The sequence below is a fragment of the Pseudocitrobacter vendiensis genome (assembly GCF_943590815.1).
Classification (GTDB): Bacteria; Pseudomonadota; Gammaproteobacteria; order Enterobacterales; family Enterobacteriaceae; genus Pseudocitrobacter; species Pseudocitrobacter vendiensis.
Genome location: NZ_CALSBS010000007.1, coordinates 48353 through 73742 on the forward strand (window position 1 = coordinate 48353; position 25390 = coordinate 73742).

The window sequence follows — 25390 nt, forward strand, 5'->3', positions numbered from 1 at the left end:
ACTACAGATTGACGGGGCAATGCAGCCGCGTCATGTGACCTTGCTTACCCAGCGGGGCAGTAATAGTAACATTGATGCTGACACAACGTTGGCTTGTTGTCTGCACACGCTGGCTACTCCAGCCTTCCGGCAGGGGTTGAGCCTGCCGCTGCGTTTGCAGCCATGCATAGCGCCAAAGCTGGCGATACTGATTAAGCTGATGGTTGCTCAGCGCCAGGCTACGATAATATCCGCCCAACGCCGTAATGACGCTGACCATCAGCAGCATCGCCAGTAACACTTCTGGCAGGCTAAAGCCGCGCATTTTGGCTAAGGCATCTGGCATAGGGTTTTCTCCTGTAAGGGGCAAAAGTCGCTCCAGCCGTGAGGTGAAAACACCACGCCGTTATCCTGCCAGGTGCCGGATAGCCAAAGCTGAATGCCGTTACTCTCCGCCATCAGCAGTATGGCGTCATCATTAAGCTGCCGCAGACACGCGCGAGCGCCGTCGCTGTTTATCCGGCACTGGACTCTCATCGCCATCTGCCATGATAAGGTTTTCCCCCACTGAAGTGCTGAGTGTGCCCGCGCCGTATCGCGCAAGGCCAGCGTTTCATCATTCACCATTGCGACTTGCCGACGCTGGGACTGATTTAGCCCCTGTAACATCAAACTGCCTAACACCAGCAGTAACAGAACCAGCGCCAGTGACGATGCCCCCCGTTGGCGATTCACAGGTTATATCCCGTCACGCTATACAACGCGTTAACGTTACCCGCGCCATGTATACCGGACGCACTTAGCGCGACCGTTAACTCCGGTGGAAAACCGGCGCTGTTTTGCCGCGTAACCTGAAAGTGGGTGATGGTTACCGTCGCCGGGTCGGTCATTTTATCCCAGCCTTTTCCCTCGCAGCTCGATGCGCCGCGTAAGGTTTCCAGCACGCCCTTTTGCAGGCGAAACCCGATGCTGTCGGCATCGGTCATCGGTGACGCCTGCCAGATACCGTCGCTGTTAGCATCCCAGCGAATAATGACGCATTGCCCCTGCTGTGCAAGTTCCAGCGCTTCGCCCTGACATTCGCCGTAGCAGTATCCGGCGCGCTGAAGATGCTTCGCCACTGTGTAAAGCCGCTGCCAGACCTCATCGTCCAGCGCCTGCTGGCGGGTCTGTTGTAAAATGCCTCGCTGTAGCGCGGGTAGAAAACGCGATGCCCCCAGCAGCAATACGCTGCTGATAGCCATTGAAATCAGTACTTCCAGCAGCGAAAAACCGCGCATCATCACTGGCACTCGTTGCCTCCTTCACGCTCGCACAAACGTAATCGCCCAAAACTTGAGAGAATCACCTCCCAGTGTCCGGCTGCGCTTTGAACTGAAATACTCCCGGCCCACGCGGTATTACGTAATCCAAAAAAGCCAAAAGACGGTGTGATGCTCGCCAGTTGCACCTCAGCCCACGGTGGCAGAAAAACCAGCGGATTAGCCGATGGGCAACCTTCCATCACGATGTCATCCGCCACCAGACACCATCGCGTATCAACATAATGGGCTTTAATCATCCGATCGCGGTTATGCCAGTTAGCGTCATTACGCAGAAATAGCAGGTAATCCCGCAGCTGCATCGCGGTTTGCCATAGCCGCTGTTGCTGCTGCCAGCGTTGCCAGCCGTATAGTCCACCCGCGCTAAGGATGATAACCAGCGAGACCGCCACCAATGTTTCAATCAGGGTATAACCCGTTTGCTTGTTCATGACGGGGAGTATCAGCAAACCGGAGATGCGTTGCGAGGGGCAGATTGCATTTCTACGAGGCGCTTTCCAGTGAATTTACGTGATTGCAGCGGCTTGCAAAAAAATGGGAAGACGAATTCCAGACATAAAAAAACCGGCACGCAAAAGGTGCCGGTTTTTCATGCACTGCGATTAAATCGCCACAGGCGCTTTAATTCCCGGATGCGGGTCGTAGCCTTCAATCTCGAAATCGTCGAAACGGTAATCAAAGATAGATTCTGGCTTACGTTTAATGACCAGCTTCGGCAACGCGCGTGGTTCACGCGTCAGCTGCAACGCGGTCTGCTCCATATGGTTGCTGTACAGGTGCGTGTCGCCCCCCGTCCAGACAAAATCGCCCACTTCAAGATCGCACTGCTGCGCCATCATATGTACCAGCAGCGCATAGCTGGCGATGTTAAACGGCAGGCCGAGGAACACATCGCAGGAGCGCTGATAGAGCTGGCAGGAGAGTTTGCCATCTGCAACATAGAACTGGAAAAACGCGTGGCACGGCGCCAGCGCCATTTTATCCAGCTCGCCGACATTCCATGCCGACACAATAATGCGGCGGGAATCCGGGTCGTTTTTCAGCTGATTCATTACTGTTGCGATCTGGTCGATGTGACGGCCATCCGGCGTCGGCCAGGCGCGCCACTGTTTGCCGTAAACCGGGCCTAAATCGCCGTTTTCATCGGCCCATTCGTCCCAGATGGTGACGTTATTTTCACGCAGATACGCCACGTTGGTGTCGCCCTGCAGGAACCACAACAGTTCGTGGATGATGGAGCGTAAATGACAACGTTTCGTCGTCACCAGCGGGAAGCCATCCTGCAGATTAAAGCGCATCTGGTGGCCAAAAATAGAGGTCGTGCCCGTGCCGGTACGGTCATTTTTCTGGGTGCCTTCATCAAGCACCTTCTGCATCAGTTCAAGATACTGTTTCATGATTCCTCAGGAGACGTGTTGCTGCGGACGGCGGAATGCCCAAACCATCATAATGATACCCGCAAGCACCATTGGAATGGAAAGGATCTGTCCCATGCTGATGTACTGTACCCACGCGCCGGTGAACTGCTGATCCGGCTGGCGGAAGAATTCGACGATGATACGGAAAAGGCCATAGCCGATCAGGAATAAACCGGAGACCGACCCCGCCGGGCGCGGTTTGCGGATAAACCAGTTGAGGATCAGGAACAGCACCACACCTTCCAGCGCCATTTCATACAGCTGAGACATATGACGCGGCAGCGAACCATAAGTATCAAACAGCGATTGCCATTCCGGGTGTGATGGCAGCAGCGCCAGGTCTTCCGCGCGTGAATTCGGGAAGAGCATGGTGTACTTGAAGCCGGGGTCTACGCGCCCCCACAGTTCGCCGTTGATAAAGTTGCCCAGACGCCCGGCACCCAAACCAAACGGAATCAGCGGAGCAATAAAGTCAGAAACCTGGAAGAAGGTACGTTTGGTGCGTTTCGCGAAGACGATCATCACGATAATCACGCCAATCAGGCCGCCGTGGAAGGACATGCCGCCATCCCAGACGCGGAACAGATACAGCGGATCGCTCAGGAAGAGGTCAAAGTTATAGAACAACACGTAACCGATACGCCCGCCGAGGAATACCCCGAGGAAGCCCGCATACAGCAGATTTTCAACTTCGTTTTTCGTCCAACCACTGCCAGGGCGATTCGCCCGGCGGCCCGCCAGCCACATCGCAAAGACGAAGCCGACCAGATACATCACGCCATACCAGTGCAGCGAGACCGGTCCAATCGAAAAAATTACCGGGTCAAATTCCGGGAAACGCAGATACCCACTATTCATCTGTCACCACAAGTTCTTGTTATTCCGCCGAAAGTGGTCAGCGGTATGGATGTGCGCCTACGTGAAACGAGCGCGCCAAAGGGCAGAATGATAGCACAAGGCTTGCAGGAGAGGATGCCGGGAAGATGTAAAAGATGTGTATAGGGAGCGGGCAAAAGCGTGCCCACTCCCCCGATTTACCGCCCGCCGCGAATTAACCCACCCAGCCCGCGACGTTCCATAAACGCCGCCACCTGATGGCGTACTTCTGTGGTGAGTTGTGCTTCCAGGCTACGCTGCGCCAGCGTTTGCGCCTCTTCAAGCTCAACGTTGCGAAGCAAATACTTCACGCGCGCTACGGAGCGGCCATTCATCGACAAATGCCGGAAACCCAGCCCAACCAGAATCGTCACACACATTGGGTCGCCCGCCATTTCACCACACAGACGAAGATCGATATCGTAGCGCTCCGCTTCCTGCGCCACCATCGACAGCACGCGCAGCATGGCCGGATGCAGGCTATCGTAGATGCTCGCCACGCGTGTATTGTTACGATCGACCGCCAGAATGTACTGGGTAAGATCGTTGGTCCCGACGGAAATAAAGTCAATGCGATTCGCCAGATGCGGCAGCATAAAGACCATCGACGGCACTTCCAGCATGATGCCGATACGCGGTTTCGGGATCGCGTAGCCGATCATCTCTTCCACTTCCCGCCCGGCGCGGTCGATAAGCCTTCGCGCTTCATCAACCTCTTCAAGGCTGGTGACCATCGGCAGCAAAATGCTGAGGTTGCCGGTCGCGGCGTTGGCACGCAGCATGGCGCGCACCTGGATCAGAAAGATCTCCGGCTGATCGAGCGTTATGCGGATCCCACGCCAGCCCAGGCACGGGTTCTCTTCGCTGATGGGCATGTACGGCAGCTGTTTATCCGCACCAACATCAAGCGTACGCAAGGTTACCGGTTTGTCGTTGAACATCTGCAACATGCCCTGATACTGGGCGACCTGTTCCTCTTCCGACGGGAAGCCGCTTTGCAGCATAAACGGAATTTCGGTGCGGTAGAGGCCAATGCCGTCAATGCGCCGCCCCTGTTTCTCTTCATGTTCCGGGCTAAGACCGGCGTTGAGCATGACTTTTACCCGTTCGCCGCTTTTAAGCTGCGCCGGGCGTTCCACATCATCTTCGGCGATGCGGCTGAGTTCATGCTCTTCGCTGATAAGGCGTTGATATTCCTGAATCAGGATCGGTTCAGGGTCAACCAGCAATTCACCGCGATAGCCATCCACCACCAGGTTGCGACCATGCAGCACCGACGGCTGAATATCCGCGCCCATGACGGTAGGAATGCCGAGTGCGCGCACCATGATCGCCGCATGCGAGTTTGCTGCGCCATCGCGAACGACCACGCCCACCAGTCTGTCTTGCGGCACTTCCGCAAGCGTGGTGGCCGAGAGTTCATCCGCCACCAGCACGAAACGTTCCGGCCAGGCATTTGCGCCCTGAATGGTATCGTCGAGATGGAACAGCAGACGCTGGCCCAGCGTACGCAGATCGCCCGCGCGCTCTTTCAGATAGCCGTCACTCAGCGCTGCAAACTGTTCGGCAAACTTCTCTATAACTTTTTTGACCGCCCACTCAGCGACCGAGCCTTTATCCACTTCGGCAAACAGCGCCCGGCGCAGGCTGGCATCGGAAAGCAGGTGTGAGTAAAGGTCGAAAATCGCCGCTGTTTCTTTCTGTGCGCCAGCGGCATAACGCTTGCTGTAGCGACGGAACTCATTGGCCGCCTCCTCCAGCGCGCCGGTCAGGCGTTCGCGCTCTTGCGCGGTGTCGAGCGTCGAGGCTTCGTAGACCTGCTCCATTAATGGCAGCGTGGCATCCATCCAGCCTTCGGCAATCGCCACCCCGGACGACGCCGGAAGCGCGCGAATACGCGTCTGGCGATACTGGCCAAACAGCGCCGTCAGCTGCGACTGCGAAAGTATCGCCGCCATTTGCGTCGCGAGGGTGACCAGGAAAGACTCTTCACTTTCATCGTACTGACGCAGCTCGCGCTGCTGAACGACCAGCACGCCAAGCAGCTGTCGCCGCTGAATAATCGGCACGCCAAGGAAGGCGCGGAAACGCTCTTCTTTTACGGAGGGAATATATTTAAAACTGGGGTGTTTCTGCGCATCGGCCAGGTTGATGGGTTCGGCAAGTCGGCCAACCAGGCCGACAATACCTTCATCAAAGGCGAGCGTGACCGTACGACCGCGCGGTTTTTTTAAGCCGCGCGTCGCCATCAGGTAATAGCTGCGTCGGTCGTGGTCGGCCAGGTAAACCGAGCACACCTCGGTTTCCATCGCCAGGCATATATCCGTAACCAGGATATCCAGCGCCTCGTTTAAACGCGGCGCACTGGCAACCTTCTCGACAATTTCGCGTAAGCGAGTGAGCATAATGTGCGTGGCTTAACCTCTTTTACGTCGATAAGCTGGTGCGCTTTGCGGTCTGGAATTGCTTTCCGCAAGCGCCATCACAACACTGGCGAACTCTTTCATCACCCGGCGGTATACATCGCGCTTAAACGAGACGACCTGACGCACCGGATACCAGTAACTCACCCAGCGCCAGCCATCAAATTCCGGCGTGCTGCTAGTTTGCATATTGATATCTGCGTCATTGCCAATCAACTGCAAGAGAAACCACTTCTGCTTCTGGCCGATACAAACCGGCTTTGTGTCCCAACGCACCAAACGTTTCGGCAACTTGTAACGCAACCAGTTTCGGGTTGAAGCGAGGATCCGCACATCCTTGCGGCTTAATCCTACTTCTTCAAACAGTTCCCGATACATCGCCTGCTCTGCGGTTTCTCCTGGATTTATCCCGCCCTGCGGGAATTGCCAGGAGTGCTGACCATAGCGCCGAGCCCACATGACCTGGCCCTGACGGTTGCAAATTACAATACCAACATTTGGGCGGTAGCCATCGTCATCAATCACCGGACTACCTCAAAATAAGCTTCAATGTGAATGATTGTTTCATACTCCCCGGAAACGGTAAACCACTCTATCACCCCGCTCACAACGAATAACATTTGAATAACTCACAGTAATGACCCGAGTTATAAACAGAGGCGCGAGCACAAAGGCGATTTTATTCACTTTTTCTGTGGATAGAGTTGTGAAGAAGTATGGAATTAACCAGGGAAAACCCGGAGTAGTCCTAATCAACAGGGATGAGAGCATCTCAGGAAAACGCTATTTTTCATAAAGTTATTATCATCATTTATCAGTTATTACAGCATAACGTGATGATCATCACATCACCGATCCTTTGATTGATGAAAGATCGAGCAACGTAGGTTTTATCCACAGATTGTGCCAATATCTTAGGCATCTTTTGTGCGAAAATTCGATTTTCGTCGCACGTCAAGGCTGTAAATCGAAACAGTAGTGGGGCTTTTCCCCAGTTATCCCACTTTTCTGTGGATAACATGGTGTAAGATCCTGTTCATTGCCAGTGACCAGAATTGGAAAACCTTTTTCCTACAACTTTTTCATGAGCAAAGACTGAGAAAAAAACCATATTAATCATGGTATTGGTATATTTACTCAGAAAAAGTTAAACTCTATCCACAGTGTGCAAAACTCTCGTTCATTTTTTGACCAAAAGGTTTAACCCCATGTCCGCCCTGATTCCATTGACCACTTCCCCGCAAACTCAGCTTGAGTTGTTAACACAAGCGCAACGTCTTGCCGGGTATTCACTGGGGGAACTGGCGGCGATGGCAGGGCTACCCATTCCGAAAGATTTGAAACGCGATAAAGGCTGGATTGGCATTCTTCTGGAGCTTTGGCTGGGGGCTAGCGCCGGCAGTAAACCTGAGCAAGATTTCGCTGCGCTCGGCGTCGAGCTTAAAACGATTCCGATTGATAGTCTGGGCCGCCCACTGGAAACCACGTTTGTCTGTGTTGCACCGCTCACCGGCAATACCGGGGTGACCTGGGAGAACAGTCACGTTCGGCATAAACTGAAATGCGTTTTGTGGATCCCGGTTGAAGGCGAGCGTTCCATTCCGCTGGCCGAACGCCGGGTGGGATCGCCGCTGCTGTGGACGCCGAGCGCTGAAGAAGAGAGACAGTTGCAGATGGACTGGGAGGAACTGATGGATCTTATCGTGCTCGGACAGGTCGAGAAGATCACCGCCCGCCACGGCGAAGTGCTGCAACTGCGCCCCAAAGCCGCCAACAGTAAAGCGCTGACCGAAGCCATTGGCGCACACGGCGAACCCATTCTGACGCTTCCGCGCGGTTTTTATCTGAAGAAAAACTTCACCTCCGCCCTGCTGGCCCGTCACTTCATGCTACAAACGTATTAATCTTTTTACCCCGCCGCCGCACAAGCTTATAATTAACGCTTTCGTTTTTGGCAGGACTTTATAGATGTTATTTGCATGGATAACCGATCCCAACGCCTGGCTGGCGCTTGGAACACTGACGCTTCTGGAAATCGTCCTTGGGATCGACAATATTATCTTCCTCTCTTTGGTTGTCGCGAAACTTCCCACCGCACAACGTGCCCACGCCCGTCGCTTAGGGTTGCTGGGCGCAATGATTATGCGTCTGGGCCTGCTGGCTTCCATCGCCTGGGTCGTCAAACTGACAAACCCACTGTTCTCCGTGATGGGACAGGAAATTTCGCTGCGCGATCTCATCTTGCTGGTCGGTGGGCTATTCCTCATCTGGAAAGCCAGTAAAGAGATCCACGAGTCTATTGAAGGCGATGAAGAGGGGCTGAAAACCAACGTTCACTCCTTCATGGGCGCCATTGTGCAGATTATGCTGCTGGACATTATTTTCAGCCTTGATTCGGTGATTACGGCGGTGGGGCTGTCCGATCACCTGTTTATTATGATGGCCGCCGTGGTGATTGCAGTCGGTGTGATGATGTTTGCCGCGCGTCCAATTGGCGATTTTGTTGACCGCCATCCGTCGGTCAAAATGCTGGCGCTGTCGTTCCTGATTCTGGTGGGTTTCACCCTGATTCTGGAAAGTTTCGACGTTCACGTGCCGAAAGGTTACATCTACTTCGCGATGTTCTTCTCAATCGCCGTAGAAAGCCTGAACCTCATCCGCAATAAAAAGAATCCGCTTTAATCCCTCTCTTCAGCCCTCTTTTGAGGGCTGAGTCTTATTTTTTTAAGACTTTACTGCTTTATCCTCTCAAAATATTGAGTTATTACTACAATGATAAACGTGCGGCCATAAAAGGGGATTAAGGATGAAAAAATGGGCAGTGTTGATTTCCGCAGTGGGTTTGGCTTTTGCTGTATCGGGTTGCAGCAGTGATTACGTGATGGCAACCAAGGATGGCAGGATGATCCTGACGGACGGAAAACCGGAGGTCGATGACGACACCGGGCTGATTAGCTACGAAGATCAGCAGGGCAACAGAATGCAGATTAATCGCGACGACGTTTCGCAAATCATTAAACGCTAAGAAAATGAGGTCAGCCGCCTGCTGGCCTTTTTTGATCTTTTTGCTTCCACTTTCCCTCTCCCTCTGCCATTTTTATATTCCTTTGTCGGGATATTCCTGACGTTGTTAAGAAAAAGGAAGCTGGCTATGCACTACCACCGTATCCCCCACAGCTCACTTGAGATAAGTACTCTTGGGCTGGGCACTATGACGTTTGGTGAACAAAATAGTGAAGCCGACGCCCACGCACAGCTCGATTACGCCGTCAGTCAGGGTATCAACTTAATTGACGTCGCCGAAATGTATCCGGTGCCTCCTCGCCCGGAAACACAGGGTTTGACCGAGACCTACGTCGGTAACTGGATTGCCAAACGTGGCAACCGCGAAAAACTGGTCCTGGCCTCAAAAGTCAGCGGCCCTTCACGCAATAACGACAGCGGTATCCGCCCGAATCAGGCGCTGGACCGCAAAAACATTCGTGAAGCCCTGCATGACAGCCTGACCCGCCTGCAAACGGATTATCTCGATTTATACCAGGTACACTGGCCGCAGCGCCCAACCAACTGCTTTGGCAAACTGGGCTACACCTGGGCCGATTCTGCGCCGGTAGTCTCATTACTCGATACGCTGGACGCGCTGAGCGAATTCCAGCGCGCCGGGAAGATTCGTTACATCGGGGTCTCGAACGAAACAGCATTTGGCGTAATGCGCTACCTGCATCTGGCGGATAAACACGATCTGCCGCGGATCGTCACCATCCAGAATCCATACAGCCTGCTGAACCGCAGCTATGAAGTGGGTCTGGCGGAAGTGAGTCAGTTTGAAGGCGTTGAACTGCTGGCCTACTCCTGCCTGGCCTTTGGCACATTAACCGGCAAATACCTTAATGGTGCAAAACCCGCAGGGGCGCGCAATACCCTGTTCAGCCGCTTCACCCGCTACAGCGGTGAGCAGGCGCAGAAAGCGGTGGCAGCGTATGTCGATATCGCCAAACGCCACGGGCTCGACCCGGCACAGATGGCGCTGGCCTTTGTGCGCCGTCAGCCATTTGTCGCCAGCACGCTGCTTGGGGCGACCACGCTTGAACAGCTGAAAACCAACGTCGAGAGCTATCACCTTGAACTGAGTGAAGAGGTGCTGGCAGAGATTGAAGCGGTGCATCAGGTTTATACCTATCCGGCACCGTAATTCCCCGGCCTGACGTTTTGCGTCAGGCCTCTCGTTTTCCCCTTTTTCAGAATTCATTCACACGTTTTAGTCACGTTTTTCTTAACGATGCGCCATAGACTTACGCCGACGCCACGCAGGCGTTTTTCTTCGTTAAGGACAACCATGTTTATTTTAAAACCGCTTCCCCTTGCCCTGTTTCTGGCAGGCATGTCTGTTTCATCGGCCTGGTCTGCACAGCTTACGCAGCCGCTTTCGCTTAAAGAGGTCACCGTTTATCTGCGCGGTGCGAGTCTGCAAAGTGAAGAAACGCTTAATCTCCCTGCCGGAGAGAGCGAAATTACCTTTACGCAGGTTGCAGATTCCGTGCTTCCTGACAGCATCGCCATTGCCATGGATAACGGCGTCACCGTACTTTCCTCGCGCGTCGCGCTGCAGGAAACACAATCCGGCGCGGACCTGTCCGACATCCAGCAGCAGCTTAACGCCGCCAGACAAGAAAAAGAGAAACTGACCGCCGAGAAAAACAATATCAACGCGCAAATTAAGGTGCTGGAGGCTAACCGTTCGTTAACCACCAAGAGCGCGGCGGAGGTGGGAAAATATCTGCAAATGGTCAAAGAAAAGAACGGTGAACTGCTGTTAGCCGCCGGTCAATTGACGCAGAAAATCAGCGACAAGCAGCGGGATATCGATAAGCTGGAGCTGCGCGAAAGTATGAGCAAAGGTGAGTTGGGCGGCGAAAACGAACCGCAGGTGATTATCGCCAGAGTGTATGCCCCCAAAGCCGTCAGCTCCCGGGCAGTGGTGCGTTATATGACCCGAGCCGCCTCATGGTCGCCGCTCTACGATATTCACGCCAGCGCCATTAATCAACCGCTGCGGCTGGTCTATAAGGCCAGTATTCGCCAGTATACGGGGCTGGCGTGGAAGAACGTTAAGCTGGTGCTCTCTACCAGCGAGCCGAATACGCATCTGACGTTGCCGCGCATGGAGACGCAGTATGTGGATGTACGCGATGAGAGTATAAAGATGTCGGGCTATGCATACGGATCTGGCAGCGGTTCACTTGATGCGGCCTTCCAGGCACAAGAGAAAGCGACGGCTCGTAAGGACGCTTATGCCGCCGAGGACGCGGCAGCGGCGACAAAAGCCGCCGCTGATAAAAAAGCAGCAGAAGCCGGTCGTCGTTATGCCGCCCCGGTAAAAGCACCATCCCCAAGGCCCGCAGAAAACTTCACCGCATTAAACGTCCGTTATGCGCTCACCCTTCCCTGGCAAATCGACAGCGATAACAACGCGCGTACGGTGGTGATTAAAGAAGAGTCCGTCTCCGGCAACTATCGCTTCTTTGCGATCCCGAAAATCAGCAATGACGCCTATTTGCAGGTGCAAATTAACGCATGGGAAGATCTGAACTTGATCCCCGGTGAAAGCCAGATTTTCTTTGGCACCAACCGCACAGGGGTCGGCTATTTACAGCCACCGGAAGATGGTAAATCACTGAACATTCAGCTTAATCGTGACCCGAAGCTGATCATCCAGCGTAAAACGGTGCAGAAGAAAGAGAATGCGGTCTCAATCTTTAACGACGATGCGGTACGCAACTTCAGCTATTCCCTGAACGTGAAAAACAGTTATGCCGAAGCCGTGGATTTAACCCTTCTCGATCAAATCCCGGTCAGCGCCAACAGCGATATTACGGTGGAAAAAGTGCAGTATGGGCAGGCGCAGTACAACGCCAGAACCGGCGAACTGAGCTGGGAACTGCATCTGGCGGGGAAAGAGAACGTCAGTTTGCCGTTTTCTTATGCGGTGAAGTATCCGAAAAAAATCACGCCTTCAGGATTATAAATTCAGCGGGTGGCGTTTAACGCCACCCGCTGCTCGCTTATCGCCTGTGCCCCCACAGCCACAGGCCGATAATCGCCAGCGCAAACAGCGCGCCAAAGCCAATACCTACGCCAACCACCGGAATTCCCACCATCACCGCCAACGAGTAAATCCCCAGCATAATCAGCATCGCGCTGTTTTCGCCCAGGTTCTGCACGGCGATAGCGTTTCCTGCGCCCACCGAGTGTTTGCCGATATCCTGAAGCAGCGCGTTAAGCGGCACGACAAAGAACCCCCCGCAAATCCCGATGACAAACAGCAGTGCATAGGCTGGCAGAATCGCGTGTTGCAGGGCGAAAATCGCCACTACCACACCAATTAACACGCCTGCTGGCATGCACCGGGCGACGGTTTGCAGCGTCACCAGTTTGGCCGCTGCGCCTGCACCGACCACAATCCCTACGGCGACCATGGCGTTAAGATACGTGGGCGTGGCGTTATCGGTAATGCCGAGCGCCACCGGTACCCACAGCACCAGCAGGAATCGCAGCGTCACGCCGGCGCCCCAGAACAGACTGGTCCCCAACAGCGAGAAACGCGCTTCGCCGTTGTGCCACAGGGTTTTGCAAGCGCTGAAGAAACTGTTGGTCATCGGGCGAAATCGCCAGGATTGCCCTGGGCGCGCCGCCGCAAGCCTGGGAATAAAAAGGTTAGCGACCACTGCGCCGCCGTAAGCGATAGCGCAGGCTACCAGCGCCGCAATCACGTGCCAGTCGGCCAGCACTCCGCCCGCCACCGAGCCCAGCAGTATGGCGGCAATGGTCGATGCTTCCATCAACCCGTTGGCTTTCACCAGCTTATCGCCGGTTGTCAGCTCGCCCAGAATGCCATACTTGGCCGGTGAGTAACCCGCCGCCCCAATGCCCACCAGCAAATAACCGATGAACGGGTTTACACCGAAGCAGATGCTCGCTGCACCAATCAGTTTCAGGCCGTTGGTCATCATCATGACGCGACCTTTGGCAAAGCTGTCTGCTATCTGCCCTACGAACGGTGCGAAAAGAATGTAAGCGCCCACAAACACCATCTGTAAAACCGGTTGACTCCATTCGGGATAAAACTGCTGTTTCATCAATGCCAGCGTGGCAAACAGCAGGGCGTTATCACCGAACGCGGAGAGAAACTGAGCGGCAATCACCGCCATCATGCCCTTCGACCAGATAGAGGTGTTAGTGTGTACTGACTCACTCATTGTGCTGTTCTGCCTCTTCAACCATACCTTTGAGCGTCACGAAGTCCGGCTTGCCGCTGCCCAATAGCGGGAGTTGTTTCAGCCAGCGGATATCGCGCGGCACGGCCAGTTCCGGTACGCCATGTGCCCGCGCGTACTGCAACAGTTTGTCGCGGGTCAGCTCATTATCGGTGGTAAACAGCACCAGCGCCTCCCCTTTGCTGGCATCTGTTTTCACAGCTGTGGCGTGCATTTTCTCTGGGGATACCGCCAGCGCCACCTGCTCGACCATTTCCAGGGATACCATTTCCCCGGCAATTTTCGCGAAGCGTTTGGCGCGGCCCTGAATTTGCACAAATCCCTGTTCGTCAAAGGCGACGATATCGCCCGTGTCGTACCAGCCCTCTTCCAGCTCGCCGTGTTGGTTCTCGGCGCTCGGTTTTTCCAGCACGCCAGGGTTCTCGACGCGCAAATAGCCGGTCATGATATTCGGCCCTTTCAACTGCAATCGTCCGCCTTTATCAATACCAGGGATCGCCAGCAAACGCGCATCCATTCCGGGTAAAATGCGCCCCACAGTACCCGGCTTCGCCGCCATCGGCACGTTAATGGAAACCACTGGCGCGCATTCCGTCACGCCGTAGCCTTCCAGAATGCGCAGGCCGAACTTGTCCTGCCAGAGTTCTTTGGTACTTTGCTGCAGTTTTTCCGCCCCCGCGACCACGTAGCGAAGACGATAAAAATCATACGGATTCGCGAAGCGCGCGTAGTGACCAAGGAAGGTGGAGGTACCAAACAGTACGGTACAGTTACGGTCATAAACCAGCTCCGGCACGATGCGATAATGCAATGGGCTCGGATAAAGGAATACCTGCGCGCCGGTCAGCAGCGGCGTAAACAGCCCGACCGTCAGACCGAAGGAGTGAAACAGCGGCAGCGCGGACATAAAGCGATCGTTAGCGGTAAAGTCGGCGATGGTTTTAATCTGCTCGACGTTCGCCAGAATGCTTTTATGGCTGTGCACCACACCTTTCGGGTTGCCTTCGGAACCGGAAGTGAAGAGGATAATCGCCGGGTCTTCCGGTTTCTGTTCGACCTGCGCCAGACGCGGCACCAGCAGGCGCGAGAAAATCCACAGTTTGTCCTGGGGAGTGATATCACCTTTTAAATCTTCGAGGAACACCCAACGTACCTGAGTCAGCTGTTCGGTCAGGTGCCAGAGTTTGCCTTTATCAAGGAAGGTACGTGACGTAAATATCGTCTTCAGTTCCGCCGCGGTAATCGCGCTGGAAAGCCCCTTCACGCCCGCCGTGTAGTTCATCATCGCCGGAATACGCCCGCGCGCAATCGCCCCGAAAATCACCGCCGCGCTGATCCCTGCGTTCGGCAGCATCAGGCCGATGCGTTCGCCTTTCCGGGTGTATTTGTCGAGGATCCGCGCCACAAACAGCGTTTTGGTCATCAGTTTGTGGTAACTGTCGGGCTGGAAGTTAATGTCTTCCACGCATGGTTTTTTTGCGCCATAACGATACTGGGCGTTAATCAGCGATTCAAAAAGCGTTTCACGCGGACGCACCGCCATCCGCGCTTCCATCATAATTTGATGCAGCATTTCGCCCGCAATTTTGCGGCGATCGCGCGCACGCGGCGCATCCGGCATCTCAATACGGGTTGGCGGCAACAGATGCAGCCGAATTTGCGGGAAGAGACGCTGCTTCACCAGCCCTTTCAGGCGGCTGAAGTAGGTCAGTTCTGCCCCTTCAATACGTACCGGGATAATGGTCGCGCCCGATTTTGCCGCCACAAAGGCCGCGCCGTCGTAGATTTTCATCAGCGAACCAGAAACCGAAATACGCCCTTCGGGAAAAATCACCACCGGTCTACCCTGTTCAATCAGGCGCACCAGGTGTTTGATAGACATTGGTTTAGTCGGGTCGAGCGGTACAAAGTCGATCAGTGGCGTGAGCCAGCGCATAAACCATTTTTGCGAAATCGAGGAGTAAACTGCAAATACCGGACGTACTGGCAGAAATAGCGCCAGCAAAATACCATCAATAAATGAGACATGGTTCGGGGTAATCAGCACCTTTGATTGTGTTAAAGCCGCTGTGTCGCCGGTCATCCTTACCCGAAACAGAACTTTAAAAAGCTGCCGAAAAAAGCCAATAACCATACCAACTCCTTTTGCCAAAGTTTTCTCTGCATGAAGGGTACATGAGAAAACAGCGTAAAAGCAGTAAACCCCCAATTCTTGACAAAAAAAACCTGCGCATCTGCGCAGGTTGGTGTAATTCAAGTCAGTCAACCTTACGGATGACTTCACCTATCAATACCTCTGGGATAATCAGAGTAGCAATCCCGCCGCTGTTTTCTCCAGTACAGAACCGCAACAGCCCTTCGCAAAGTGTAAGCAAAAGTTTGTATTCGTTTTTTTAGAATCACTTAGTGCTTTTTCGTGTCAACAGGGGACTATCAAAGATCTTTCCTTCACGCGCCTCTCGCCCTTGAACCTGCGCGAAATTTCCGTAACACTACAGTGGTGTAACCGTTTACCCATCGAAAAGGCAGTGTATGGCGACTATCAAAGATGTGGCTCGACTGGCTGGCGTCTCTGTCGCCACCGTCTCCCGCGTAATCAATAATTCCCCGAAAGCCAGCGATGCTTCGCGTCAGTCGGTGTCTTCGGCCATGGAAACACTCAACTACCACCCTAACGCTAACGCGCGCGCCCTGGCGCAGCAGTCAACGGAAACCGTGGGGCTGGTGGTGGGCGATGTGTCTGATCCCTTCTTTGGCGCCATGGTCAAAGCTGTAGAGCAGGTGGCATATCACACAGGCAACTTTTTGCTGATCGGTAACGGCTATCACAATGAATTAAAAGAGCGTCAGGCCATTGAGCAGTTAATCCGCCATCGCTGTGCGGCGCTGGTAGTACACACCAAAATGATTCCTGATGCGGAACTGGTCGGGTTGATGAAGCAAATACCCGGCATGGTGCTGATTAACCGCATATTGCCCGGCTTTGAAAAACGCTGCGTGGCGCTGGACGACCGCTATGGCGCGTGGCTCGCGACACGTCATTTGATTCAGCAGGGGCATACCCGGATTGGCTACATCTGCTCAAACCACGCGATTTCCGATGCGGAAGACCGCTTGCAGGGATATTACGACGCGCTAAAAGAGAACGGGCTGCCGTGTAACGATCGGCTGGTGACCTTCGCGGAACCCGACGAAAGCGGCGGCGAGCAGGCAATGACCGAGCTACTGGGGCGCGGAAAACAGTTTACCGCCGTGGCCTGCTATAACGACTCGATGGCAGCAGGCGCAATGGGCGTGCTCAATGATAACGGCATCGACGTGCCGCAGGAGATTTCGCTGATTGGTTTCGATGATGTACTGGTATCACGCTATGTGCGCCCACGTCTGACAACCATTCGTTATCCGATTGTCACCATGGCAACGCAGGCAGCAGAACTGGCGCTGGCACTGTCGGAAAAACGCCCGGTGCCAGATGTCACGCATCTCTTCAGCCCGACGCTTGTGCGCCGTCATTCGGTGTCGGTGCCGGCGGAGAGTGATAAGGCTTAATGCTTCAGGCGGGTAGCGCTACGCACACCCGCCATATCCCTATAATATTCAACGGCTATCGCGAGCACTTTTCCTAAAACCCTCTGTTTACGTATTACCTCTCATTTCGTTTTGGTCTTTGTATAAATAATATCTGGGGCCAAAATATCTCCAACACCTGGACCTTCAGTTTCTGACAAGCTCGGGTTCTATAACATATGGGTTTTCAATAATCATAACTACAAAGGTTTTAACATAAAAACATAATAACTCAACATACTACATTGCAACTCAGGAACTGAAAAATGCCACAAAAAATAAAAAACAAAATAAAAGATATCTTTTTTATATTCAGGGGTAAAATAAAAACCCCATTTTCTGGAGTTTTTGTAATTGCATTTTCGATATGGTTCATAAAATCGACAATAGAAGATATGGCCATGTATCAGTTTACATCTCTCTTTCACTATGGAGAGATTATTTACTTCAACGGCTATCAGATAGTTCTTCCTCTAGGTATTCCAATTTTTTTCTTTGCAATGGCAACCATAGTATTTTCATTTTTTAGGAAAGGTACCAAGAAAAATAGACTTCACCATGAACCTCATTACGTTAATCTTAATCATGCTAATCTTTCTTACTCAACTCCTTTGTCTGCTCGTCACCATATGGCTGGGTGTATTCTCCCCCTACAAGGCATGCGAAACAGAAGCTCTGAGGTATTTTTATGTTCGAGATCTCGGAGACTGTCAACGCCTGATGTGGGAAGATACACACATAGAGTGAGAAGGTAATACGCACGTAAACTCGCTCTTTCACAATAGTACCTGGCAGCCAACCATTAGAGATAAAATTAAGATTGAAAACGGAACGCAAACCCATTACAAAAAAACATAATAATAATTCAACATATTGGAATAGAACAAAATCATTTATGAGTGGTGTTATTATCAGCACTGTCTCCATACTCATCCTGTATGACTATTCCACCACGCTGACAGCATACAAACTAACATCAATTTTTCATTACGGCGATATCATTTATTTTAATAGTATCGATTTTTCATTATTAATGACGGTACCAGGATTTTGTTGCGGGTTTATTTTTGGCGTACTCACTATTATCTTTGGCGTTAAACGCCCCAAAAATGTTGAGTTTACGATGTGCATCGCCGCTTGCATAATGATCCCACTTTTAGTTATGACACAGGTCGTCGGTTTTCTCGTCACCATCTGGTTGGGAGTATTCTCCCCCTACAAAACATGCGAACCAGAAGGCTTCAGGTATTACTACGTTCGGGATATCGGAGATTGCCAACGTTTAATAGGGGAAGAAACGCGTAAAGAGTAAGAAGGCCCTGCGTGTGCTCCCTGGTCTCGCTGCACACCCACTTCCCTTCAAAACCGTGATCCCGATAGTTATTTGCCGCGTTCTCAACGCATATGCCCCTGAATGTCTGTGATAAACTGCGGAAATCACGTGGCATCAGGAACAGACAATGACAACAATGCTGGATGTCTCAATTCGCGCAGGCGTTTCGAAAGCAACGGTTTCCCGCGTCTTGAACGGCACAGGTCAGGTAAAAGAGAGCACCCGTCAGCAGGTGTTCAAAGCAATGGAAGAGTTGGGCTACCGGCCAAATTTTCTGGCGCGCTCACTGGCAAACCGCACCAGCAATAGCATTGGGCTGATTGTCTCAACCTTTGACGGCTTCTATTTTGGCCGCCTGTTACAACAGGCATCGCGTCAGACGGAAGTCTGGGGCAAGCAGTTGATTGTCGCCGACGGGCACGACGAGCCAGAGCGAGAAAAGCAGGCAGTGCAGATGCTGGCCGATCGCCAGTGCGATGCGATTGTGCTCTACACCCGTTTTATGAGCGAAGAAACCATCATGTCGCTCATCGATTCCATTCCCATGCCGCTGGTGGTGATCAACCGCGACGTCAGCCAGGCGCGCGAGCGCTGCGTCTTCTTCGAACAGCAGGATGCCGCCTTTCAGGCAGTGGAGTACCTGATTTCTCAGGGCCATCGCGACATCGCCTGCCTCACGGTACCCATCCACACGCCGACCGGGAAAGCGCGTTTAGAAGGGTATAAAAATGCGCTGGAAAAACATGGTATTGCATGGGATCCGGCGAAGGTAAAATATGGCGATGCGGGTATGACCTGCGGCTTTGAGAAGTGCAATGAACTGCTGAGCGAAAAGGTGCCATTTAGCGCGCTGTTTGCCTGTAACGATGATATGGCGCTGGGCGCATCAAAAGCGCTGCATCAGGCAGGGCTACGCATTCCGCAGGATATTTCACTGTTCGGGTTCGATGACGCGCCGAGCGCGAAATGGCTGGAGCCGGGGCTGTCGACGGTTTATCTGCCGATCGATAACATGATCGTGACCGCTATCGATCAAGCCATTAAGCTCGCCAATGACGAGCCTATTGAAACCATCCCGCCGTTTACCGGCACGCTGGTTCTACGTGATACGGTGACGACGGGACCGTTTTACGCCAGTTCCAGCGCCAGCAGTTCCTGAATTGTCTGACGGCGGCGAATCAAACGCGCCGCGCCATTATCAAACAGCACTTCCGGCAGTAGCGGGCGACTGTTGTAGTTCGATGACATCGACGCACCGTACGCACCGGTGTCGTGCAGTACCAGATAATCGCCCGGCTTCACCGCAGGCAAGGCGCGCGTTTCCACTTTTCCACCTTCCTGCTGTGTAAAGACATCGCCCGACTCGCACAGCGGGCCGGCAACCACCGTTTCAATCAGCGGTGCCTGGGAGAGGTCGCGCCCGTTAGCGGCGAGCGCTGAAATGTGGTGATAGCTACCGTACATGGCCGGACGCATCAGATCGTTAAATCCGGCATCGATCAGCACAAAGTGGCGGCTCCCCATCGCTTTCACGCTACGCACCTGCGCCACCAGCACGCCAGACTCCGCCACCAGGAAGCGCCCCGGCTCAAGTTCAAGCTTGACCGGATGCCCCAGATGTTTGGCAATCTGTTCACGCGCACCGTTCCACAGGCCGTAGTAGTGATCGGTGTTGATCGCTTCTTCGCCTTCACGATAGGGGATAGACAGCCCGCCCCCCGCAGAGATCGCTTCCAGATCCTGACCAAATTCAATAACCTGACGCACCATTGCACCGCAAACCTGTTCCAGATGCCCATAATCCACGCCGGAACCGATGTGCATGTGAATGCCCACCAGCTTTAGCTGATAACGCTGAATCACGTCCAGCGCGGCCGGAAGATCGCTATACCAGATACCGTGTTTGCTGTTTTCGCCGCCGGTGTTGGTTTTCTGGCTGTGACCGTGACCAAAGCCTGGATTCACGCGCAGCCACACGCGATGTCCTGGAGACACCTCACCCAGTTGTGCCAGCATATCGACGGAACCGGCGTTTACCGGGATCTGCAACTCATGCACGCGTGAAAGCGTCGCCTCGTCGATGGTGTCAGCGGTAAAAACGATATCATCAGAACCTGCCCCTGGCTGATAGCCCGCCACCAGCGCGCGCTCAATCTCACCCAATGACACTGAATCTACCTTCACACCCTGCTCGCGCATCAGACGCAGAATATGGATGTTCGAGCATGCTTTTTGGGCAAAACGCACGACATCAAACTGGCTCAATTTGGCAATCTGCTGGCGAATAATTTGCGCGTCATACACCCAGACCGGGCAGCCAAATTCAGCGGGCAGGCGCAGCAGATTTTCTGCAGTCAGGTCGGTGTCGGTACTGTTAAGCGGGCGTGGCATAAAAGGCTCCGGTGTCAGATGTTGCTTTTTACCGATTACGCCACAGGATGAAGGGAATAAAAAATATCGTTTTATGGCGAGTCTATGCAAAAATGATATGGTTTGGATTTGTGCGCGGTATACCCCTCACCCCGGCCCTCTTCCCCAAAGGGGCGAGGGCGAAACACGCGCACGGTCAGTCCCCTCGCCCCTTTGGGGAGAGGGTTAAGGTGAGGGGGAAAAAACCCACAAACCAGGAGCCCACAATGCCCGCCGTCAACCTGCGCCACATTGAAATCTTCCATGCGGTTATGACCGCCGGTAACCTGACGGAAGCCGCGCGCCTGCTGCACACCTCGCAGCCCACGGTCAGCCGCGAACTGGCGCGCTTTGAAAAAGTGCTCGGATTGAAGCTCTTTGAACGCAGCCGTGGCCGCTTACATCCTACCGTTCAAGGATTAAGACTGTTTGAAGAGGTGCAACGCTCCTGGTACGGGCTCGATCGTATCGTTAGCGCGGCGGAAAGCCTGCGCGAGTTCCGCCAGGGCGAGCTGTCGATTGTGTGCCTGCCGGTGTTTTCACAATCCTTTTTACCGTTGTTGATCCAGCCTTTTCTGGCGCGCTACCCGGATGTCAGCCTGCAAATCGTGCCGCAGGAGTCGCCGTTGCTGGAGGAGTGGCTCTCGGCACAGCGCCATGATTTAGGGCTGACGGAAACGCTGCACACGCCCGCAGGGACTGAACGCACGCCGCTACTGACGCTCAACGAAGTCTGCGTGCTGCCGCAGGATCATCCACTGACGGCAAAAAGCGTACTGACGCCGGAAGATTTTCAGGGCGAAAATTACATCAGCCTGTCGCGTACCGACAGCTATCGCCAACTGCTGGATGCATTATTCACCGAGCATCAGGTGAAACGGAGAATGGTGGTAGAAACCCACAGCGCGGCGTCAATTTGTGCGATGGTGCGGGCAGGCGCGGGAATTTCAGTGGTTAACCCATTCACCGCGCTGGATTACGTTAATAGCGGGGTGGTGATCCGCCGTTTCAGTAAAGATGTGCCGTTTACCGTGAGTCTGATTCGCCCGCTCCACCGGCCCGGTTCGGCGCTGGTTGAGGCATTTACGCAGCATATGCAGGTGAATCTGGGTGTGATTACCGATACGTTGAACAAGGTTCTAGCGCCGTAAAGGGATGCCGGATGGCGGCTACGCCTTATCCGGCCTACGAATCGTGCGTGTTTGCCGGATGGCGGCTGCGCCTTATCCGGCCTACTAATCGTGCGTGTTTGCCGGATGGCGGCTGCGCCTTATCCGGCCTACTAATCGTGCGTGTTTGCCGGATGGCGGCAGTCTTGTAGGCCCGGTAAGCGAAGCGTCACCGGGCATTAAGGCTCAGGAGAGCATGAAATCCACCGCATCAGCGGCGTGGATCGCCGCCGTATCGAACACCGGCAGCGGGCTAAGTTCCGCAGGCACCAGCAGGCCAATTTCGGTGCAGCCAAAAATCACGCCCTGCGCACCCTGCGCTTTAAGTGCCGAAATCACCTCGAGGTAATAGTCACGTGACGCCTCGCTGAAGGTGCCAAGGCACAGCTCATCAAAGATTATCTGGTTGATACGCGCGCGGTCGTCGCTGTCCGGAATCAGCGTGCTGATGGCAAATTCCTGTTGCAGACGGCCGCGATAGAAATCCTGTTCCATGGTGTAGCGTGTGCCCAACAGCGCAACGTTACGCATTCCCGTTTTCTGGATGGCGCGTCCGGTCGCATCGGCAATGTGCAGGAACGGCACAGTCACAGCGTTCTCGATGTGATCCGCCACTTTGTGCATGGTGTTGGTACACAGCACAATCCCTTGTGCACCGGCCTGCTCCAGCCCTTTTGCCGCCTGCGCCAGAATGTCGCCCGCGCGCTGCCAGTCACCGCTCGACTGACAGGCTTCAATCTCCTGAAAATCAACGCTATGCAGCAGTATTTGCGCCGAATGCAGCCCACCCAGGCGCTGCTTTACGCCTTCATTAATCAGCCGATAATAGGGGATTGTCGATTCCCAGCTCATGCCACCTAACAGCCCAATCGTTTTCATTTTTATGCCTCGGTTTTTCGCGTGCCTCCAGTGAAGCAAACTTGTGATCAACTTTCCACTTCTCCAGCAGCCGATTTCTTTTTCACGCATTCTGAGATAAGTTAAATGAAACATTGTTTCAACTTACTACAGGACTGCCTGATGTTTATTTTTCATAAAGAGACCACCCTTGAAGACCTGGGTAACGGCGTCACCCGTCGTATCCTCGCCCATGATGGCAAGATGATGGCGGTAGAGGTCAACTTTGAGCAAGGCGCCGTTGGCCCGCTGCATAACCACCCGCACGAGCAGTTGACCTACGTGCTTTCCGGTGAATTTGAGTTCACGATCGGCGACGAAAAACACGTCGTGCGCGCAGGCGACACGCTGTATAAAAAACCGGAAATTATGCACGGTTGTGTTTGCCTGCAAGCCGGTACGCTGCTGGATACCTTTACCCCAATGCGCCAGGATTTCCTCAAGGGCTAATATTTTCACACCGCCAAAAGCCTTCGTTTAGCGAAGGTTTTTTTTACTTCAAATAATTAAGCATTAGCCTGTTAACCATTAACGGAACCACTAATTTCAGCCGGTTAATGCGTGTTTTCTCTTATCTACTTCCATACCACCTTAGTAGAAACACCACCCACCTCACTTAATTGAAACATCGTTTCGACTTCGATCACATTTCCATCATTAAACGCATGACGCGGAAACAAATAGCAATAAAATAAAATTAAAACGGTGTTTTACTAATCGCGCATTACAAAACGTCAGAGTTGAAACAGCAAAACGCCACCAATGGAATGAGTAGTAAAAAAGTCTTACACAACATTTATTTACAGGGAAGGATCGTATGACCGACACCAAGCTAACACCGTGAATTCCGCGCCCCGTGCCCCTCGTGTGGAGCGATGACCGAACCTCAATCCGTTTTACAAACTTGTTTGCCAGGTAGGTATCTATGAATGAAAACAGAATGCTGGGTTTGGCCTGGATTTCGCCCTATATCATTGGGTTGATAATCTTTACGGCCTTCCCGTTTGTGTCATCTTTCTTTCTCAGTTTTACTGAGTACGACTTGATGAGTCCGCCGGTATTTAACGGCATTGAGAACTATCGCTATATGTTTACCGAAGATACGCTCTTCTGGAAATCTATGGGCGTAACGTTCGCGTATGTATTTTTGACCATTCCGCTAAAGCTCGCTTTCGCCCTTGGCATTGCGTTTGTTCTTAACTTTAAATTACGCGGCATCGGGTTCTTCCGTACCGCCTATTATATTCCGTCTATTCTTGGCAGTTCTGTAGCCATTGCCGTGTTATGGCGCGCCCTGTTTGCCATCGACGGCCTGCTGAACAGCTTCCTCGGCGTGTTTGGTTTTGATGCTATTAACTGGCTGGGCGAGCCGTCTCTGGCGCTGATGTCCGTTACGCTGCTGCGTGTCTGGCAGTTCGGTTCCGCGATGGTTATCTTCCTGGCCGCACTGCAAAACGTGCCGCAATCGCAGTACGAAGCCGCGATGATCGATGGCGCATCCAAATGGCAGATGTTTATGAAGGTCACCGTGCCGCTGATCACGCCGGTTATTTTCTTCAACTTCATCATGCAAACCACTCAGGCGTTCCAGGAGTTTACCGGCCCGTATGTGATTACCGGCGGCGGCCCAACTTACTCCACGTACCTGTTCTCGCTCTACATCTACGACACCGCGTTTAAATATTTCGATATGGGTTATGGCGCAGCGCTGGCGTGGGTTCTGTTCCTGGTCGTCGCGGTCTTCGCCGCCATCGCCTTTAAGTCTTCAAAATACTGGGTGTTCTACTCCGCCGATAAGGGAGGCAAAAATGGCTGATATTCAACAAATCGACGAAGCAAGAAGCATCGCTGAACGTGAGGTTGCCCGCACCCTGAGACGCGAGAAGATTAACGCCTGGGTTCGCTACACCATCCTGCTGTTTGTCGGCCTGCTGATGCTTTACCCGCTGGCGTGGATGTTCTCGGCGTCGTTCAAACCGAACCACGAGATCTTCACCACCCTGGGCCTGTGGCCAGCAAATGCCACCTGGGAAGGGTTTATCAACGGCTGGAAAACCGGTACCGAATACAACTTCGGCCATTACATGCTGAACACCTTCAAGTATGTGATCCCGAAAGTGATTCTGACCATTATCTCTTCCACTATCGTGGCTTACGGCTTTGCCCGCTTCGAGATTCCGTGGAAGAAATTCTGGTTTGCCACGCTCATCACCACCATGCTGCTGCCGAGCACCGTACTGCTGATTCCTCAGTACCTGATGTTCCGCGAAATGGGCATGTTGAACAGCTACATGCCGCTGTATCTGCCGCTGGCGTTCGCCACGCAGGGATTCTTCGTCTTCATGCTGATTCAGTTCCTACGCGGTGTACCGCGTGACATGGAAGAAGCGGCGCAAATTGACGGCTGTAACTCTATTCAGGTGCTGTGGTACGTGGTGGTGCCGATTCTCAAACCGGCCATTATCTCCGTCGCACTGTTCCAGTTTATGTGGTCCATGAACGACTTTATCGGCCCGCTGATCTACGTCTACAGCGTCGATAAGTACCCGATTGCACTGGCACTGAAAATGTCCATCGACGTCACCGAAGGTGCGCCGTGGAACGAAATTCTGGCAATGGCGAGCATCTCCATTCTGCCGTCCATCATTGTGTTCTTCCTGGCTCAACGCTACTTCGTACAGGGCGTGACCAGCAGCGGAATTAAAGGTTAAGAGGGATATATC

At 53.3% G+C, this 25390-nt stretch carries 25 protein-coding genes; 13 read left to right on the top strand and 12 right to left on the bottom strand.

Features of this window, described 5'->3' with window-relative positions:
- Position 1 precedes the first annotated feature (1 nt).
- From NMC31_RS09685 to rppH, 8 genes are all read right to left on the bottom strand, one after another.
- Complete coding sequence (locus NMC31_RS09685; protein WP_253897783.1) at positions 2-325, bottom strand: prepilin-type N-terminal cleavage/methylation domain-containing protein; 324 nt, start codon at positions 323-325, stop codon at positions 2-4.
- The gene (locus NMC31_RS09690; RefSeq protein ID WP_253897784.1) at positions 310-714 is read right to left on the bottom strand and encodes a DUF2509 family protein; all 405 of its coding nucleotides are present in this window, start codon (positions 712-714) and stop codon (positions 310-312) included. Before NMC31_RS09690 ends, NMC31_RS09685 begins: the two co-directional genes overlap by 16 nt.
- Positions 711-1271: a prepilin peptidase-dependent protein gene (locus tag NMC31_RS09695; RefSeq protein ID WP_253897785.1), complete on the bottom strand. Its 561-nt coding sequence runs from the start codon at positions 1269-1271 to the stop codon at positions 711-713. The genes NMC31_RS09690 and NMC31_RS09695 overlap by 4 nt, the downstream gene beginning before the upstream one ends.
- Positions 1262-1732, bottom strand: coding sequence for a prepilin peptidase-dependent protein (locus NMC31_RS09700; protein ID WP_253897786.1), 471 nt, complete (start codon positions 1730-1732; stop codon positions 1262-1264). Before NMC31_RS09700 ends, NMC31_RS09695 begins: the two co-directional genes overlap by 10 nt.
- A 171-nt stretch (positions 1733-1903) precedes the next feature.
- Entirely contained in the window at positions 1904-2698 is a 795-nt protein-coding gene (gene thyA, locus NMC31_RS09705) for a thymidylate synthase (protein WP_149463366.1), read from the bottom strand.
- Between the two features lie 6 nt (positions 2699-2704).
- On the bottom strand, positions 2705-3577 hold the full coding sequence (gene lgt / locus NMC31_RS09710) for a prolipoprotein diacylglyceryl transferase (RefSeq protein ID WP_149463365.1): 873 nt from the start codon (positions 3575-3577) through the stop codon (positions 2705-2707).
- 176 nt (positions 3578-3753) lie between these two features.
- Positions 3754-6000 (bottom strand): phosphoenolpyruvate--protein phosphotransferase, encoded by a 2247-nt coding sequence (gene ptsP / locus NMC31_RS09715; RefSeq protein ID WP_149463364.1) that lies wholly within the window; start codon positions 5998-6000, stop codon positions 3754-3756.
- A gap of 12 nt (positions 6001-6012) precedes the next feature.
- Positions 6013-6543, bottom strand: a complete 531-nt coding sequence (gene rppH, locus NMC31_RS09720; RefSeq protein WP_015963199.1) for an RNA pyrophosphohydrolase — start codon at positions 6541-6543, stop codon at positions 6013-6015.
- Between the two features lie 453 nt (positions 6544-6996).
- Here rppH and NMC31_RS09725 point away from each other — a divergent pair, with 453 nt between their 5' ends.
- From NMC31_RS09725 to NMC31_RS09750, 6 genes are all read left to right on the top strand, one after another.
- Entirely contained in the window at positions 6997-7134 is a 138-nt protein-coding gene (locus NMC31_RS09725) for a hypothetical protein (protein WP_188016858.1), read from the top strand.
- Between the two features lie 92 nt (positions 7135-7226).
- Complete coding sequence (gene mutH / locus NMC31_RS09730; RefSeq protein WP_149463362.1) at positions 7227-7922, top strand: DNA mismatch repair endonuclease MutH; 696 nt, start codon at positions 7227-7229, stop codon at positions 7920-7922.
- Between the two features lie 64 nt (positions 7923-7986).
- Positions 7987-8700, top strand: coding sequence for a TerC family protein (locus NMC31_RS09735; protein WP_149463361.1), 714 nt, complete (start codon positions 7987-7989; stop codon positions 8698-8700).
- 124 nt (positions 8701-8824) lie between these two features.
- The gene (locus NMC31_RS09740) at positions 8825-9043 is read left to right on the top strand and encodes a YgdI/YgdR family lipoprotein (protein ID WP_015963194.1); all 219 of its coding nucleotides are present in this window, start codon (positions 8825-8827) and stop codon (positions 9041-9043) included.
- Between the two features lie 126 nt (positions 9044-9169).
- Entirely contained in the window at positions 9170-10210 is a 1041-nt protein-coding gene (locus NMC31_RS09745; protein ID WP_253897787.1) for an NADP(H)-dependent aldo-keto reductase, read from the top strand.
- Positions 10211-10354: 144 nt separating this feature from the next.
- The gene (locus NMC31_RS09750; protein ID WP_253897788.1) at positions 10355-12043 is read left to right on the top strand and encodes a DUF4139 domain-containing protein; all 1689 of its coding nucleotides are present in this window, start codon (positions 10355-10357) and stop codon (positions 12041-12043) included.
- Between the two features lie 37 nt (positions 12044-12080).
- Here NMC31_RS09750 and lplT read toward each other — a convergent pair whose 3' ends face one another.
- Complete coding sequence (gene lplT, locus NMC31_RS09755) at positions 12081-13274, bottom strand: lysophospholipid transporter LplT (protein ID WP_253897789.1); 1194 nt, start codon at positions 13272-13274, stop codon at positions 12081-12083.
- Positions 13267-15426 (bottom strand): bifunctional acyl-ACP--phospholipid O-acyltransferase/long-chain-fatty-acid--ACP ligase, encoded by a 2160-nt coding sequence (gene aas, locus NMC31_RS09760; protein WP_149463357.1) that lies wholly within the window; start codon positions 15424-15426, stop codon positions 13267-13269. Before aas ends, lplT begins: the two co-directional genes overlap by 8 nt.
- Positions 15427-15824: 398 nt before the next feature.
- On the opposite strand from aas, the gene galR reads away from it, so the two are divergent.
- The 3 genes from galR to NMC31_RS09775 all read left to right on the top strand — a co-directional run bounded on the left by galR (position 15825) and on the right by NMC31_RS09775 (position 19351).
- Positions 15825-16841: an HTH-type transcriptional regulator GalR gene (gene galR / locus NMC31_RS09765; protein ID WP_253897790.1), complete on the top strand. Its 1017-nt coding sequence runs from the start codon at positions 15825-15827 to the stop codon at positions 16839-16841.
- 913 nt (positions 16842-17754) lie between these two features.
- The gene (locus NMC31_RS09770; RefSeq protein WP_253897791.1) at positions 17755-18171 is read left to right on the top strand and encodes a DUF1240 domain-containing protein; all 417 of its coding nucleotides are present in this window, start codon (positions 17755-17757) and stop codon (positions 18169-18171) included.
- 148 nt (positions 18172-18319) lie between these two features.
- Positions 18320-19351 carry a LacI family DNA-binding transcriptional regulator gene (locus NMC31_RS09775; protein WP_149463352.1) on the top strand — a complete coding sequence of 344 codons (1032 nt, stop codon included), beginning with the start codon at positions 18320-18322 and terminating at the stop codon, positions 19349-19351.
- On the opposite strand, the gene lysA is transcribed toward NMC31_RS09775, so the two are convergent.
- Entirely contained in the window at positions 19321-20583 is a 1263-nt protein-coding gene (gene lysA / locus NMC31_RS09780; protein ID WP_253897792.1) for a diaminopimelate decarboxylase, read from the bottom strand. The genes NMC31_RS09775 and lysA overlap by 31 nt on opposite strands.
- Positions 20584-20828: 245 nt before the next feature.
- Here lysA and NMC31_RS09785 point away from each other — a divergent pair, with 245 nt between their 5' ends.
- Positions 20829-21752, top strand: coding sequence for a LysR family transcriptional regulator (locus tag NMC31_RS09785; protein ID WP_253897793.1), 924 nt, complete (start codon positions 20829-20831; stop codon positions 21750-21752).
- A 204-nt stretch (positions 21753-21956) separates the two neighbouring features.
- On the opposite strand, the gene NMC31_RS09790 is transcribed toward NMC31_RS09785, so the two are convergent.
- The gene (locus tag NMC31_RS09790; protein ID WP_149463349.1) at positions 21957-22649 is read right to left on the bottom strand and encodes an aspartate/glutamate racemase; all 693 of its coding nucleotides are present in this window, start codon (positions 22647-22649) and stop codon (positions 21957-21959) included.
- A 141-nt stretch (positions 22650-22790) separates the two neighbouring features.
- On the opposite strand from NMC31_RS09790, the gene NMC31_RS09795 reads away from it, so the two are divergent.
- The 3 genes from NMC31_RS09795 (at position 22791) to NMC31_RS09805 (ending at position 25378) form a co-directional block, all read left to right on the top strand.
- A complete protein-coding gene (locus tag NMC31_RS09795) occupies positions 22791-23117 on the top strand; it encodes a cupin domain-containing protein (protein ID WP_253897794.1) in 327 nt (108 codons plus the stop codon).
- Positions 23118-23592: 475 nt separating this feature from the next.
- On the top strand, positions 23593-24483 hold the full coding sequence (locus tag NMC31_RS09800; protein WP_108475941.1) for a carbohydrate ABC transporter permease: 891 nt from the start codon (positions 23593-23595) through the stop codon (positions 24481-24483).
- Complete coding sequence (locus NMC31_RS09805) at positions 24476-25378, top strand: carbohydrate ABC transporter permease (protein WP_149463347.1); 903 nt, start codon at positions 24476-24478, stop codon at positions 25376-25378. The genes NMC31_RS09800 and NMC31_RS09805 overlap by 8 nt, the downstream gene beginning before the upstream one ends.
- Positions 25379-25390: the final 12 nt, after the last annotated feature.

What these genes read in the sequence shown, in the direction of transcription:
- NMC31_RS09745 (WP_253897787.1), top strand. Translation starts at nt 9,170, where the DNA reads ATGCACTACCACCGTATCCCCCACAGCTCACTTGAGATAAGTACTCTT.
- NMC31_RS09750 (WP_253897788.1), top strand. Translation starts at nt 10,355, where the DNA reads ATGTTTATTTTAAAACCGCTTCCCCTTGCCCTGTTTCTGGCAGGCATG.
- lysA (WP_253897792.1), bottom strand. Translation starts at nt 20,583, where the DNA reads ATGCCACGCCCGCTTAACAGTACCGACACCGACCTGACTGCAGAAAAT.
- NMC31_RS09700 (WP_253897786.1), bottom strand. Translation starts at nt 1,732, where the DNA reads ATGAACAAGCAAACGGGTTATACCCTGATTGAAACATTGGTGGCGGTC.
- NMC31_RS09790 (WP_149463349.1), bottom strand. Translation starts at nt 22,649, where the DNA reads ATGAAAACGATTGGGCTGTTAGGTGGCATGAGCTGGGAATCGACAATC.
- NMC31_RS09685 (WP_253897783.1), bottom strand. Translation starts at nt 325, where the DNA reads ATGCCAGATGCCTTAGCCAAAATGCGCGGCTTTAGCCTGCCAGAAGTG.
- lplT (WP_253897789.1), bottom strand. Translation starts at nt 13,274, where the DNA reads ATGAGTGAGTCAGTACACACTAACACCTCTATCTGGTCGAAGGGCATG.
- NMC31_RS09735 (WP_149463361.1), top strand. Translation starts at nt 7,987, where the DNA reads ATGTTATTTGCATGGATAACCGATCCCAACGCCTGGCTGGCGCTTGGA.
- galR (WP_253897790.1), top strand. Translation starts at nt 15,825, where the DNA reads ATGGCGACTATCAAAGATGTGGCTCGACTGGCTGGCGTCTCTGTCGCC.
- NMC31_RS09770 (WP_253897791.1), top strand. Translation starts at nt 17,755, where the DNA reads ATGAGTGGTGTTATTATCAGCACTGTCTCCATACTCATCCTGTATGAC.
- thyA (WP_149463366.1), bottom strand. Translation starts at nt 2,698, where the DNA reads ATGAAACAGTATCTTGAACTGATGCAGAAGGTGCTTGATGAAGGCACC.
- mutH (WP_149463362.1), top strand. Translation starts at nt 7,227, where the DNA reads ATGTCCGCCCTGATTCCATTGACCACTTCCCCGCAAACTCAGCTTGAG.
- ptsP (WP_149463364.1), bottom strand. Translation starts at nt 6,000, where the DNA reads ATGCTCACTCGCTTACGCGAAATTGTCGAGAAGGTTGCCAGTGCGCCG.
- aas (WP_149463357.1), bottom strand. Translation starts at nt 15,426, where the DNA reads ATGGTTATTGGCTTTTTTCGGCAGCTTTTTAAAGTTCTGTTTCGGGTA.
- NMC31_RS09740 (WP_015963194.1), top strand. Translation starts at nt 8,825, where the DNA reads ATGAAAAAATGGGCAGTGTTGATTTCCGCAGTGGGTTTGGCTTTTGCT.
- NMC31_RS09785 (WP_253897793.1), top strand. Translation starts at nt 20,829, where the DNA reads ATGCCCGCCGTCAACCTGCGCCACATTGAAATCTTCCATGCGGTTATG.
- lgt (WP_149463365.1), bottom strand. Translation starts at nt 3,577, where the DNA reads ATGAATAGTGGGTATCTGCGTTTCCCGGAATTTGACCCGGTAATTTTT.
- NMC31_RS09800 (WP_108475941.1), top strand. Translation starts at nt 23,593, where the DNA reads ATGAATGAAAACAGAATGCTGGGTTTGGCCTGGATTTCGCCCTATATC.
- NMC31_RS09775 (WP_149463352.1), top strand. Translation starts at nt 18,320, where the DNA reads ATGACAACAATGCTGGATGTCTCAATTCGCGCAGGCGTTTCGAAAGCA.
- NMC31_RS09795 (WP_253897794.1), top strand. Translation starts at nt 22,791, where the DNA reads ATGTTTATTTTTCATAAAGAGACCACCCTTGAAGACCTGGGTAACGGC.
- NMC31_RS09805 (WP_149463347.1), top strand. Translation starts at nt 24,476, where the DNA reads ATGGCTGATATTCAACAAATCGACGAAGCAAGAAGCATCGCTGAACGT.